This window comes from Pseudarthrobacter sp. CCNWLW207 (assembly GCF_037203945.1).
Lineage (GTDB): Bacteria > Actinomycetota > Actinomycetes > Actinomycetales > Micrococcaceae > Arthrobacter.
In genome coordinates, this window is sequence record NZ_JBBCBS010000007.1 from 41,836 (window position 1) to 54,432 (window position 12,597).

The 12,597-nt window shown below is 64.0% G+C and carries 14 protein-coding genes; 11 read left to right on the forward strand and 3 right to left on the reverse strand.

Annotation, left to right across the window (positions count from 1 at the left end; translation table 11 throughout):
* The first annotated feature begins 220 nt into the window (after window positions 1–220).
* The 6 genes from V9L17_RS13490 to V9L17_RS13515 all read left to right on the forward strand — a co-directional run bounded on the left by V9L17_RS13490 (window position 221) and on the right by V9L17_RS13515 (window position 4,173).
* On the forward strand, window positions 221–1,816 hold the full coding sequence (locus V9L17_RS13490) for a glycoside hydrolase family 68 protein (protein WP_337347043.1): 1,596 nt from the start codon (window positions 221–223) through the stop codon (window positions 1,814–1,816).
* A 138-nt stretch (window positions 1,817–1,954) separates the two neighbouring features.
* Window positions 1,955–2,410, forward strand: coding sequence for an Asp23/Gls24 family envelope stress response protein (locus V9L17_RS13495; protein ID WP_337347042.1), 456 nt, complete (start codon window positions 1,955–1,957; stop codon window positions 2,408–2,410).
* Window positions 2,407–2,598 (forward strand): hypothetical protein, encoded by a 192-nt coding sequence (locus V9L17_RS13500; protein WP_337347041.1) that lies wholly within the window; start codon window positions 2,407–2,409, stop codon window positions 2,596–2,598. Before V9L17_RS13495 ends, V9L17_RS13500 begins: the two co-directional genes overlap by 4 nt.
* Window positions 2,595–2,975: a hypothetical protein gene (locus V9L17_RS13505; protein ID WP_337347040.1), complete on the forward strand. Its 381-nt coding sequence runs from the start codon at window positions 2,595–2,597 to the stop codon at window positions 2,973–2,975. The genes V9L17_RS13500 and V9L17_RS13505 overlap by 4 nt, the downstream gene beginning before the upstream one ends.
* Window positions 2,972–3,565 carry a DUF6286 domain-containing protein gene (locus V9L17_RS13510; protein ID WP_337351804.1) on the forward strand — a complete coding sequence of 198 codons (594 nt, stop codon included), beginning with the start codon at window positions 2,972–2,974 and terminating at the stop codon, window positions 3,563–3,565. Before V9L17_RS13505 ends, V9L17_RS13510 begins: the two co-directional genes overlap by 4 nt.
* Window positions 3,562–4,173: a hypothetical protein gene (locus V9L17_RS13515; RefSeq protein WP_337347038.1), complete on the forward strand. Its 612-nt coding sequence runs from the start codon at window positions 3,562–3,564 to the stop codon at window positions 4,171–4,173. The genes V9L17_RS13510 and V9L17_RS13515 overlap by 4 nt, the downstream gene beginning before the upstream one ends.
* 3 nt (window positions 4,174–4,176) lie before the next feature.
* Here V9L17_RS13515 and V9L17_RS13520 read toward each other — a convergent pair whose 3' ends face one another.
* Complete coding sequence (locus V9L17_RS13520; protein ID WP_337351805.1) at window positions 4,177–6,027, reverse strand: glycoside hydrolase family 13 protein; 1,851 nt, start codon at window positions 6,025–6,027, stop codon at window positions 4,177–4,179.
* A 125-nt stretch (window positions 6,028–6,152) separates the two neighbouring features.
* On the opposite strand from V9L17_RS13520, the gene V9L17_RS13525 reads away from it, so the two are divergent.
* The 5 genes from V9L17_RS13525 to V9L17_RS13545 all read left to right on the forward strand — a co-directional run bounded on the left by V9L17_RS13525 (window position 6,153) and on the right by V9L17_RS13545 (window position 10,822).
* A complete protein-coding gene (locus tag V9L17_RS13525; RefSeq protein ID WP_337347036.1) occupies window positions 6,153–7,442 on the forward strand; it encodes an ABC transporter substrate-binding protein in 1,290 nt (429 codons plus the stop codon).
* 7 nt (window positions 7,443–7,449) lie between these two features.
* Window positions 7,450–8,487: a carbohydrate ABC transporter permease gene (locus tag V9L17_RS13530; protein WP_337351806.1), complete on the forward strand. Its 1,038-nt coding sequence runs from the start codon at window positions 7,450–7,452 to the stop codon at window positions 8,485–8,487.
* Window positions 8,484–9,380, forward strand: coding sequence for a carbohydrate ABC transporter permease (locus V9L17_RS13535; RefSeq protein WP_337351807.1), 897 nt, complete (start codon window positions 8,484–8,486; stop codon window positions 9,378–9,380). The genes V9L17_RS13530 and V9L17_RS13535 overlap by 4 nt, the downstream gene beginning before the upstream one ends.
* Window positions 9,377–9,628 (forward strand): hypothetical protein, encoded by a 252-nt coding sequence (locus V9L17_RS13540; RefSeq protein ID WP_337351808.1) that lies wholly within the window; start codon window positions 9,377–9,379, stop codon window positions 9,626–9,628. Before V9L17_RS13535 ends, V9L17_RS13540 begins: the two co-directional genes overlap by 4 nt.
* A gap of 141 nt (window positions 9,629–9,769) precedes the next feature.
* On the forward strand, window positions 9,770–10,822 hold the full coding sequence (locus tag V9L17_RS13545; RefSeq protein ID WP_337347032.1) for a LacI family DNA-binding transcriptional regulator: 1,053 nt from the start codon (window positions 9,770–9,772) through the stop codon (window positions 10,820–10,822).
* On the opposite strand, the gene V9L17_RS13550 is transcribed toward V9L17_RS13545, so the two are convergent.
* Together V9L17_RS13550 and V9L17_RS13555 are read right to left on the reverse strand one after the other, a co-directional pair.
* Window positions 10,819–11,751, reverse strand: coding sequence for a hypothetical protein (locus V9L17_RS13550; protein ID WP_337351965.1), 933 nt, complete (start codon window positions 11,749–11,751; stop codon window positions 10,819–10,821). The two genes, V9L17_RS13545 and V9L17_RS13550, sit on opposite strands and share 4 nt — an antisense overlap.
* 34 nt (window positions 11,752–11,785) lie before the next feature.
* On the reverse strand, window positions 11,786–12,592 hold the full coding sequence (locus tag V9L17_RS13555; protein WP_337347031.1) for an exodeoxyribonuclease III: 807 nt from the start codon (window positions 12,590–12,592) through the stop codon (window positions 11,786–11,788).
* Window positions 12,593–12,597: the final 5 nt, after the last annotated feature.

The following is a 12,597-nucleotide window of genomic DNA, read 5'->3' on the forward strand; positions in this document are numbered from 1 at the left end:
GTTTGAAAAGCCCTCCCGGGGCTGCCTAGCGTAGAAGCAGCTCAGGAAAATAACGATTTGTCCTGCGCTACTTACGGGGCCCCACCCACGTCCCGTTACCCCTCGATACAACGGCGTCCTCGATGACGCTGCGGTGTTGTTGGGCTCGCCGGATTATTCGAGGCACCAGGGCATACGCCCGTCTTCCACGAATAGTTTCAACTCCGCGAGAAGAGCAAAAATGCACAAGCACCCCCAAACTCCCCGGATGCTGCGGTGGCGTCCCGCTGCCGCAGCACTGGCGGCAGCTGTTGCGGCCTCGGCCTTCCTGGCCATCCCGTCAGCACAGGCCAACGAGCCGGCGGATCCGCCGGCAGCGGAGCAGATGCCAGCCCCGACCCCGGGCTTCCCCCTGCCCACCAAGCACAGCCAGCAGGCCCACGACCCGGCGTCGGACTTCACGTCCAAGTGGACCCGCGCGGATGCCAAGCAGATCATGGCGCAGAGCGATTCCACGGTCGCTCCCGGTGAAAACTCCATGAGCCCGGATGTCACCATGCCGGAAATCCCCGAGGATTTCCCCACCATGAATGACGACGTCTGGGTTTGGGACACCTGGTCCCTCACGGACGAAAACGCGAACCAGATCAGCTACAAGGGCTGGGACGTCATCTTCTCTCTCGTGGCCGACCGCCACGCCGGGTACGGCTTCGACCAGCGCCACTGGAACGCCCGAATCGGTTACTTCTTCCGCAAGACCAACGCCGATCCGGCCAAGGACAAGTGGAACTACGGCGGCCACGTCTTCGCCGACGGTGCCTCAATCGGCAACACCGAGTGGTCCGGCTCCACCCGCCTGATGCAGGGCAACCAGGTCAACGTGTTCTACACGGCCACCACCTTCTACGACGTGGCTGAGCGAAATGCGGGCGGCGGTGGAATCGCCCCGGATGCGGCCATTGCCAAGGCACTGGGCAAGATCCATGCAGATGAGAACGGCGTCACCTTCGACGGCTTCGAGCACACCAAGCTGCTGGAACCCGAGGGCAAGATGTACCAGACGAAGGAACAGAACCCGGGCTTCGCCTTCCGCGATCCGTACACCTTCGCTGACCCGGCGCACCCCGGCAAGACCTTTATGGTCTTCGAAGGCAACACCGGCGGCACCCGTGGCGAGTACCGCTGCGAGGAGGAGGACCTCGGCTACCAGCCAGGTGACCCGCACGCTGAGAACCTGAATGAAGTGAACAGCTCCGGAGCCTACTACCAGACCGCCAACGTGGGCCTGGCCGTAGCGGACAACAAGGACCTGACAAAATGGTCCTTCCTGCCCCCGATCCTGTCCGCCAACTGCGTCAACGACCAGACTGAGCGCCCGCAGATCTTCATCCAGAACGAAAACGGCAAGAACAAGTACTACCTGTTCACCATCAGCCACCAGTTCACCTACGCGGCAGGCATGCGCGGCCCCGACGGCGTCTACGGCTTCGTGGGCGACGGCGTCCGTTCCGACTACCAGCCGATGAACAACAGCGCCCTGGCCCTGGGTTCCCCGACGGACCTGAACATGCCGGCCAACGCTCCGGAAGGTCCCAACCCGCTCCAGAACGGCCGCCAGTTCCAGGCCTACTCGCACTACGTGCAGCCCGGTGGCCTGGTGCAGTCCTTCATCGACAACGTCAACGGCGTCCGCGGCGGATCCTTGTCGCCGACGGTGAAGATCAACTTCCAGAACGGCATCTCCCAGGTGGACCGCAGCTTCGGCCAGAATGGCCTCGGCCCGTTCGGCTACCTGCCCACCAACCTCCGCGTCGGCGGAGAGGGCCACTACAAGTGACCCGCGCCTAGCGGAAGCTGATCCAAAACCTTCCGCAGATGGAGGCGGGGATGTCCGGCATGGCCGGGGGTCCCCGCCTCCTGCCGTTAAGGCGCAGGCAGGGGATAGGGTTGGGAACAACAGAAGGGGGAGTGCCTGATGGAATACCAGAACCCACAACCCGATGCGGGCGTCCAAAACCATAGCGCCGGAAGTTTGGTGCCCGGCCACGGCCGGACCGTCATTTCTGAAACTGCCGTTGCGAAAGTTGCCGGCATCGCCGCCCGTGCTGTCCCGGGGGTCTATTCGCTCGGTTCCGTTCCATCGCGCGCCCTCGGCGCCATCCGGGACGCCGTCGGCAGTTCAGACCATGCGGCCGGAGTGCACGCCGAGGTCGGCGAGACCCAGGTGGCGGTGGACATCAGCCTCGTGGCAACCTACGGCACGCCCCTCCATTCACTGGCTGACCAGGTCCGGTCCTCCGTGTACCGGGCAGTCGAAGACCTGGTCGGGCTGCAGGTCATTGAAGTGAACGTCGAAATCACCGATGTCTATGTGGCCCCGCCTGTGAAATCGTCAGGTCCGGCCACCGCAGAAAGAGAGGCCCTCCTGTGAATCTGACCGTTGTGGGAATCGGTGTGGGCGCTTTCGTGGCGTTTATGTCCTTCCAGTTCGGGCTGTGGGGCTTCCTGGTGTCACTGCTGTTTATGGGTATCGGAGCCCTGCTGGGCCGCGCTGCGGAAGGAAAACTGGACCTGCGCGGCGTCCTGGATGCCATCATCGGCCGGCGCTCCTCGTCATGAGTTCGCCCGCACCGGCCCTTCGAGGCCAGGTATTTGCCGGCCACAACCGCATCAGCACGCAGGCCCTGACCAGCCTGGCGAAGGCCGCCGCAGCAGAAGCACTGGGCGTGCCTGCCCAGGACGTCCGTGCGGACTGGTCCGACGACGACGGTCTGCTGGCGTTGTCCCTCGTGGCGCCCATCAACGTTCCGCCGCTGAAGGCAGTTGCTGCCGACGCCGGTAAGGTGCCAGCCTTCGGCGGGTCGATCTGGGACCGGACCGTGGCCGCGAAGGCACGGATCCTGGCAACCGTGACGGCACTGAGCGGCGCCCGGCTGAGCCGCGTGGATATCCGGATCAGCGGGGTCCGGATCAGTGAAGGGGGGCGGGTGAAATGAGCCAACCGGACAAGCAGAGAATCCTCTACCGGGAGACCCACTCCTCCCGCGCTGTGGTGGCAACGCTCGTAGCAGTGCTCGTTGTGGTCCTGTGCGCTTATGGCCTCCTGGAATCAGCGGTCCACGCGATTGGCCAGCCTGCCTGGCTGATCGAACCGCAGAGGGCGGCGGAACGCATCGTGGCATTGCCTTCCGGAATTTCGCCGTTGCTGCTCGGCGCCCTGGGTGCCGTGCTTGCAATGATCGGCCTGTTTTTCCTTCTGAACGCTGTCCTTCCCGGCCGCCGTGCCCGGCATGTGCTCAATGGCCAGGGGGCTGACTGGAGCAGTCCTGCGGTGGTGGTGGACGATGAAGTCATAGCATCCGCACTGGCCCGCCGTGCCCGGCTCGCCGCCAACGTCACACCGGAACAGGTGATGGTTGTGGTGTCCCGGCGCCAGATCGTGGTGAATGTCCGCCCCACGTCCGGGGTGCCGGTGGATGAGGCGGCAGTCCTTGAGGCCGTGCAGTTCGAACTTGGCGAGATGGCGCTGGTTCCGGTTCCCGAGGTCCGGGTCAACCTGTCCTCGGCAGGGGTGATTGGCGCGTGACGAGCACCCCTGTACTGCTTAACAGGATCCTGGTGGGGATCTTGGGTATCAAGCTGTTCGTTGTTGGCCTCTTCCTGGTCCTGCTGGCCACCGTTCCGGCCGTCGCCTCGTGGTGGCAATCGTGGTCGGCGGACGCCTGGCAGGGAGTAAACCAGGCTTTCAACAACACCCGGTTTCCCGGCCGCCCTGAGAGTTGGCTCTGGATCGTGCTGGTCCTGGTGACCTTGTTGCTGATCGGACTGATGGTGGCCTGGGTGGCCCAACAGGGCAAAGGACGCACCAATTTGCTGGTTTCAGACGACGACGCCGGAGACGTCGCCGGCGACGTGCGGATTGGGGGAGGGGTGGCGGAGCAGGCACTCAAACACGCCCTCGCTGAACGGCCGGACCTCGCGGGCGCCACGGTGGCCACCTACGCGGTCAACGGCAGCCCGGCTTTGAAGATCCGGCTCCTCCCGCGCCAGGGTGTCGCCCCGCATCTGCTGGCTGCCGAAGTGGCAAGCCTGGTTGAGGCCCTGAACGCGGTGGTTGGCAAACCCACCCCTGTGCTGATTCACATTGGCGCCGGTGCGCGGACGCGGTTCGGCCGGGCCGAACGCGTCCGCTGACACTCAGCGGGTCAGGTAAACGCTGCAGTTCGGCGGGACTTCTGGCACAGAACCAGCCGCTGGCGTTGACGTTGTCAGCGACACCGTGAACCCGGGGGGTACCGGAACTGCGGCTGACCCAAGGTTGCAGAGAACCAGCACGTCGCCATTATGGAACGCCAGGACGCCATCTTGTGGCTGGTGGATGTCCGCCCACTGGAAGGACCCGGATCCAAGCCCCTGGGCGGACCGGAACGCCAGCGCCGAACGGTAGAGCTCCAGCGTGGAACCCGCGACGCCGTCCTGCCGGTCTGCGGCCAGCTCCCGGAATGAATCCGGCTGGGGCAGCCACGGTGCTACGGGCATGCGGCGGCCACTGCCGGCGTCGGGCGTTGCGTTTGGGGTGCCCCCCAAGCCCGCGGTGAACGCCTCGGCGAAACCGTAACCCGGCTCATCCGCTTTCCACGGAAGCGGCACGCGGCAGCCGTCACGGCCGATCTCCGCGCCTTGAGTGCGGAAGAACGTTGGATCCTGCCGGGCTTCGTCCGGGAGCGTGGTGTGCTCGGGAAGTCCCAGTTCCTCACCCTGGTACAGGTAAACGGAGCCCGGCAGCGCCAACGCGACAAGTGTGGCGGCACGCGCCCGCTGCAGTCCCAGGGCAGCGTCCGGCTGTTCGTCGCGGGCCCCGATGCCCTTGGGGAAGGTGGTGGGATCTTTGAGCCCGAACCGCGTGGTGTGGCGGACGGTGTCGTGGTTGCTCAGGACCCACGTGGATGGTGCCTCGACGGAAGCCGCGGCCAGGAGCGAGGCTTCAATGGCTTCCGCCATGCGCACGGCGTCCCAGCCGGCCAGGAGGAAATCGAAGTTGAACGCCTGCTGCATTTCGTCCTTGCGGACATACCGGGCCAGCCGTTCAGCGGGTTCCACCCACGCTTCGGCCACCATCATGCGATCGCCGTCGTAGGCGGCCAACACACGGTTCCAGTCCCGGTAAATGTCGTGCACCCCCTCCTGGTCAAAGAACGGAGACGGCGGGTACACCGGCGATACGGCGCGGTGCGGTTCCTGCGCGTCGGTATGAGCGCCGGGAGCATCGCCGGGCGGGGTATGCCCGGAATCCGGCGCCGGTTCTACCGTGCCTTCCACCATTGCCGCCACGCCGTCCCAATCCGGCAGCCCGGCTTCCTTGACCATGCCGTGGGCAACATCCACACGGAATCCGTCCACGCCCCGGTCCAGCCAAAAGCGCATCACGGAGCGCATTTCCTCCTGGACCTCGGCATTCTCCCAGTTCAGGTCCGGCTGTTTGGTGTCGAAAAGGTGAAGGTACCACTCACCGGGAGTGCCGTCCGCTTCGTCGATCCTGCTCCAGGCGGGGCCCCCGAAGATGGACCGCCAGTTGTTGGGGGCAAGGTTTCCGTCACCGGAACCAGGCACTTCGTCTTTGCCGGCCCGGAAAATGTAGCGGTTCCGCTCGCGGGAGCCGGGAGGGGAAGCCAGGGCTTCCTGGAACCACACATGTTCGTCCGAAGTGTGGTTCGGCACGAGGTCAACGATGACCTTCAGGCCGAGGTCGTGAGCAATTCGTAACATAGCGTCGAAATCGGCCAGCGTTCCGAAAAGCGGGTCAACCTGCCGGTAGTCAGCCACGTCATATCCGCCGTCCGCCTGCGGTGATTTATAGAACGGCGAAAGCCAGACGGCGTCCACACCGAGCCGTTGCAGGTAGGGCAAACGGGCTGTAATTCCGCGGAGATCACCCATTCCATCGCCATTGCCGTCGGCGAAGGAGCGCGGATAGACCTGATAGACGACGGCGCTTGCCCACCATGACTTTACCCTTGAGGCGGGGGTGGGAACGGGTGAGTGGTGCATTTGGTTCCTCTCAGGTAACTTTTTGATGTAAACGCTTGCATTTCTTCCGGCAACGTTACTAGTGTGATGGTCACCACATCAACCGCACTGCCGACTTACTTGTCACTCAGCGAGGAGCCTCAAGCATGAAAACCCGTAAATTCTTACTCCCGGCAGCAACTGCCGGCATTTTGGCCCTGACGCTCTCCGCCTGCGCCGGCGGTGGCGGCGGGGGCACCACAGGCGGCGGCGGAACCGACGCCGAAGCCAACCTCGACGGTCGCGGCCCCATTACCTACGTACAGGGCAAGGACAACAGCAACGTTGTCCGTCCGCTGATCGAAAAATGGAACGCTGCCCACCCCGACGAGAAGGTCACGTTCAAGGAGCAGACCGACCAGGCCGACCAGCAGCACGATGACCTGGTCCAGCACTACCAGGCCAAGGACCCCAACTACGACGTCGCAAGTGTCGACGTCGTGTGGACCGCGGAATTCGCCGCCAAGGGCTGGCTACAGCCGCTCAAGGACAAGATGGCTGTGGATACGGCCGGCATGCTTGAGCCCACCATCGAAGCTGGTTCCTACAAGGGCACGCTGTATGCTGCCCCGGTTTCTTCTGACGGTGGCATCCTCTACTACCGCAAGGACCTCGTCCCCACGCCGCCTAAGACGTGGGACGAAATGATGGAGATGTGCTCCATCGCCAAGGCCAACAACATCGGCTGCTACTCCGGCCAGTTCAAGCAGTATGAGGGCCTCACGGTCAACGCTTCCGAGGCCATCAACTCCTTTGGTGGCTCAGTCCTGGACAAGGACGGAAAGCCCAGCTTGAACACGGCAGATGCCAAGGCAGGCCTGGAGAACCTGGTCAAGGCTTTCGCGGACGGCAATATCCCGGCTGAAGCCATCACGTACCAGGAAGAGGAAAGCCGCCGTGCATTCCAGGACGGCAACCTGCTCTTCCTGCGCAACTGGCCCTACGTTTACAACCTGGCCACCACTGAAGGCTCCTCCAAGGTCAAGGACGTCCTGGGCATGACTGCCCTGCCGGGCAAGGATGGCCCGGGCGCCTCGTCACTGGGCGGCCACAGCGCTGCCGTCAGCGTGTACTCGAAGAACAAGGCCACTGCCCTGGACTTCGTGAAGTTCCTGGTTGAAGAGGAACAGCAGAAGTTCTTCGCCACGCAGGGTTCGCTGGCTCCGGTGCTTGGCGACCTCTACGAGGACCAGGAGCTTGTGACCAAGCTGCCGTACCTGCCGGTGCTGAAGACGTCCATCGAGAACGCCGTTCCGCGTCCCGTTACGCCGTTCTACCCGGCCGTCACCCAGGCGATCCAGGAAAACTCGTACTCCGCACTCAAGGGTGAGAAGTCCGTAGAGCAGGCTCTCTCCGATATGCAGAAGTCCATCGAGTCCGCCGGCGCAGGATCGTAGCTTAGCCATGGCAACCGAATTGGGCCCGACGCCGGCAACCAAGCCGGCGTCGGGCGGGACCCCGGTCCACCACGCGCCGAAGGGTGTGGGGGAGGACAATAAGATACTGAGCCAGGGCAAATGGGCCTCCTGGTTGCTCGCCCCCACCATCATTGCGCTGGGCATCGTTATCATTTACCCGATCATCAGCGCCGTCGTTATGTCCTTCCAGAAGGACGCCGGCCTTGACCCGGTCACCGGCCTTTTTACCGCCGGCGGCCCGGCCGGCATCCAGAACTACGTGAACTGGCTCGGCCAGCAGTGTGCCGCCCCCGGCGGCGGCACAGTTGCTTGCCCTCCCGGCACCCTGGGCGGCCAGTTCTGGAACGCTACAGCCACCACCTTCCTCTTCACTGTCATCACGGTGACGTTCGAGACCATCCTGGGCTTCTGGATGGCCATGATCATGGCCCGCACCTTCAAGGGACGCAGCCTGGTCCGGGCCGCGGTGTTGGTCCCGTGGGCCATCCCCACGGCCGTCACGGCTCAGCTGTGGCTCTTCATCTTCGATTTCCAAGGCATTGCCAACAAGCTGTTCAACGTCAGCATTCTCTGGACAGGCAGTGAATGGCCCGCCAAGTGGGCGGTCATCATCGCCGATACGTGGAAGACCACGCCGTTCATGGCGCTGCTCATCCTGGCTGGCCTGCAGATGATTCCGGCTGAGGTTTACGAAGCCGCGAAGGTGGATGGTGCCACGGCATGGCAGCGGTTCAGGATGATTACCCTACCGCTGGTCAAGCCGGCGCTGATGGTGGCAATCCTGTTCCGCACGCTGGATGCACTGCGTATGTTCGACCTTCCGTACATCCTGACGCAGGGTGCAAACAACACCACCACGTTGTCCATCCTGGTGATCAACCAGGTCAGGCAAGGGTTCAACGCGGCGGCAGCACTGTCCACCATTACGTTCATCATCATCTTCTTGGTCGCTTTCATCTTCGTCCGCTTCCTTGGAGCGAACGTTGTGGAGCAAAGCGGCGCCACAGGTAAGGGAAAGAAATGACCACGTCAACAGCGGCCACGGACCTGCGCGCGCGGCAGGATAAGGGGCGAAAGACGGCCCAGAACCGCGAGAAATGGGCACAGGGCCGTACGTACATCAGTGCCGCGGTCATCCTGGTCTGGTGCCTCGCGCCTGCCTACTGGATGGTGGTGGTGGCATTCCGCGAGGTGGGCTTCACCTACGACACCTCGATCCTGCCCACGCACGTGACGCTGGATAACTTTGTCACGGCGTTCGATACCTCGTTCGGCAACCGCTTCGGCCAGGCACTCCTGAACAGTATTTTCATTGGCGTGGTTGTTACTGCCGTTTCGCTGCTCATTGGTGTGTTCGCCGCGTACGCCTTGGCGCGACTGACCTTCCGGTTCAAGTTCCTGGTGCTGGGCTTCATCCTCGGGGCGTCCATGTTCCCGGGCGTAGCCCTCATCACCCCGCTCTTCCAGCTCTTTACCAACATCGGCTGGATGGGCACGTACCAGGCACTGATCATTCCGAGCATCTCGTTCGTGCTGCCGCTGACCGTCTACACACTGACGTCCTTCTTCCGCGAAATGCCGTGGGAGTTGGAAGAATCAGCACGTGTGGACGGGTGCACGCAGGGGCAGGCTTTCCGCAAGGTCATCATGCCCTTGGCGGCCCCGGCGATCTTCACTACGGCCATCCTGGCGTTCATCTCCTCCTGGAATGAATTCCTGATTGCCAGCCAGCTCTCCAGCGATGCCACGCAGCCCGTGACCGTCGCGATCGCGAGCTTCGCCGGCGCCCAGCCGAACCAGATTCCGTACACGGCCATCATGGCTGCCGGCACCATCGTCACCATTCCCTTGGTGATCCTGGTGTTGGTCTTCCAGCGCAAGATCGTTGCCGGCCTGACGGCAGGTGCAGTCAAGTGACGGCAGGCGTTTCCCGCCCCGGCAAGTCCAAAGGGGCGGGAAACGAACGCCGGCTGGCACGCTCCGGCGAGGATTTTGACATCATCATCGGATTCCTGGGTTTCTGGGCTGTGGTCCTGGTAGTGGTCACGGTCTGGATGGAGGTGACCGGACAACCCGCACTGTGGTGGGCACTTGGCCTGTTGGCCACACTCCTGGCGATCTACGGAATGGTGCGGCTCCGCAGGAAGCTGCCGGACCGGAGGTAACGCCCCACTGTGATTCCGCGGCCGGCTGTCCCTTTTGCGCAGGTAACACTGCGAAGCAGGGCGGCGGTCAAAATACTATGGCGTGGGGGTATCGCACTAGAGCAGGGGCGTACGCCTGCAGGGAGTACATGAGGGGACACCGTGGCACGCACATCTGAAAGGTCCCAACGGGGCGGCCACAGTGGCGTCAGCATTGAGGATGTGGCAGCCGCAGCGGGAGTGTCCACAGCCACCGTCTCCCGGGCGGTGCGTGGACTGCCGCGGGTGTCACCCGCCACCCGCGAGAAGATCCTCGAGGTGGCCGGCGAACTCGGCTACGTGGCCTCATCTTCGGCATCCGGGCTCGCCACCGGACGCACCAAGACCATCGGGGTGCTGGCGCCCTTCGTGAGCAGGTGGTTCTTCTCCAAGGCCATTGAGGGCGCCGACCGGGAACTCCACGCCCGCAATTACAACCTCTCCCTCTTCAACCTGGGCGGCCACGGCAGCAATCGGGAGCGGCTTTTCAGCAAGACCATGGTCTACAAGCAGATCGATGCGCTGCTGGTGCTGTGTATGGCCCTCACCCATGAAGAACTGGACCATTTGCAAAAAATCGACATCCCGTTGGTGGTGGTGGGCGGCCACGTGGAGGAATGCGCCTATATCGGCATTGATGACTACGCCGCCGCCTCCACTGCCGTCCGGCACCTGATCGACCTGGGGCACCGCGACATTGCCCTGGTCCATGGCGACGACGAAACCGACCTGAACTTCGACGTTCCCCGGGTCCGCATCCTGGCTTTCAAGGACGTAATGCAGGGCGCCGGCCTGCCCACCCGCCCCGAATGGGATGAATGGGGGGACTTCACCGTCCGCAGCGGCCAGGAGGCTTTCCGCCGGCTATGGGCCCGTCCTGGGGACAAACCCACTGCCATCTTCTGCGCCTCGGACGAAATGGCCATGGGTGTCATCTTCGAGGCGGCCCGGCTGGGGGTCCGCGTTCCTGAAGAGCTCTCCGTCGTGGGAATCGATAACCACGATTTCGCCGACGCAATGGGCCTGACCACGGTGGGCCAGCGCCCGGACGAGCAGGCTGAGCTTGCCACTAAGATGCTGCTGGACGAACTCGACGGCGTGACGGGGGCAGTGCGCTCCGCGGTGGCACCGCATGAACTCATCATCCGGAGAACCACGGCGCCGCCGCGGGACTAAGAAGCCCTGGCCAGCTGCCTGATGGGGATCCACCGCGACGCCAGCCGACGGTATGCTGCCGCTGCGCCGGTCATGTCACCCTCGGCGAGGCACTCGATTCCCAGCCTGATATCCATCGGTGACTCGTCCGGATACACCTTGTCCGCCACGGCCCCGTAATCCAGCTCCACCATGGAATTGACGTGAAACAGCTCAAGCCACTCCGTGAGCTGGGCGAGATCGTCCAGCATGTCCAGGTCCGGGGCCGCCAAGGCAAGGTTGGCCACAGCGTAGCGTGCCCGTTCCATGGCGTCGGTGATGGGGGCCCAGATGCGGACGGTGAGGATCCGCCCGCCGGACTCCACGACGTCCTTGCGGTCACCTTCCATAAACAGCGAGAACCAGCTGAACGGAATGCCCCAGGTTGAAGCGCGGGTATGGACCCGGATGGATCCGTCGCGGGCCTTGACGAGGTCGATGCGTTCCTGGTGCTTGTCCCGCTGTTCTTCCGGAATCAGCATTTCAGCGAGGGGGCCGTGGATGCCTTCCATCAGGGCGTTGGCTGCCAGGCCGGCCCGCAGCACCAGCTGGCTGGGGCAGTAGAGCAGCACGGGGTCCGCACCCGCACTTGACTGAGCGCCAGCGCCGCCGTCGGACGTTCCCGTTGCCGGGGCATCTTCGGGCAATGCCGGCGGCGGCACGCCGGGAGCGGTGGTGACCCGGACCAGGTCGGTGCGGCCAGTGGGGAAAGGATCGCCGCCGGCCCGGGTGATCCGGCCAAGGGACGCGAGCAGCTCGGCGTTTTCCACCGCTGCGCGGGAGGCGGTGCGGGCGCCAGCCGCCCGGATGGCCTCGCGCTGGTCCTCGGGAAAGGCGTCCAGGGGTTCGTAGACGCGCAGGGTGGAGGAAAAGGGCAGGCCAGCCTGGCCACGGTAGAGGTTTCCGGTCATCGCTTCCCCCTTTCGGCGGTCCATGGCTGCAGCATCAGTCTGCCAGATCCACCAGCACGGGTGCGTGGTCCGAGGCGCCCTTGCCTTTACGTTCCTCGCGGTCGATCGAAGCGCCGGTCACCCTCGCGGCCAGTGCCGGGGAGGCCAGGATGAAGTCGATCCGCATGCCCTCCTTTTTGGGGAAACGCAGCTGGGTGTAGTCCCAGTACGTGTAGACGCCGGGACCGGGGGTGTAGGGGCGTACGACGTCGGTGAAGCCCGCCTCTTCAAAGGCATGGAAGGCCGCGCGCTCCGGCGGGCTGACATGGGTATACCTGTTGTTCACGAAGAGGTCGATGTCCCAGACGTCGTCGTCAAAGGGTGCGATGTTCCAGTCACCCATCAGGGCAACCTGTGCGTGGGGGTCGGCGGTGACGAGGCCCTGCGCGTGCGTCTTCAGGCTTTCGAGCCACTTGAGCTTGTACGGCATGTGCTCGTCGTCGAGCGACCGGCCGTTGGGGATATACAGGCTCCAGACCCGAACGCCGCCGCACGTGGCAGCCATGGCACGGGCCTCCTGGACGGGATCCTTTCCGGCCTTGCCGAATGCAGGCTGGTCCAGGAACGTCCGTTCCACGTCTTCGAGGCCCACCCGGGAGGCGATGGCCACGCCGTTCCACTGGTTCACGCCGAAGTGGGCCACCTCGTAGCCCATCCTCTCGAACAGTTCCCACGGGAAGTTCTCGTCCTTGCACTTGGTTTCCTGGATGGCCAGGACATCGCAGTCAGTGCGCTGCAGCCACGCCTCCACGCGGTCGGCGCGGGCACGGAGAGAATTCACATTCCAGGTAGCAATCTTCACAGTCC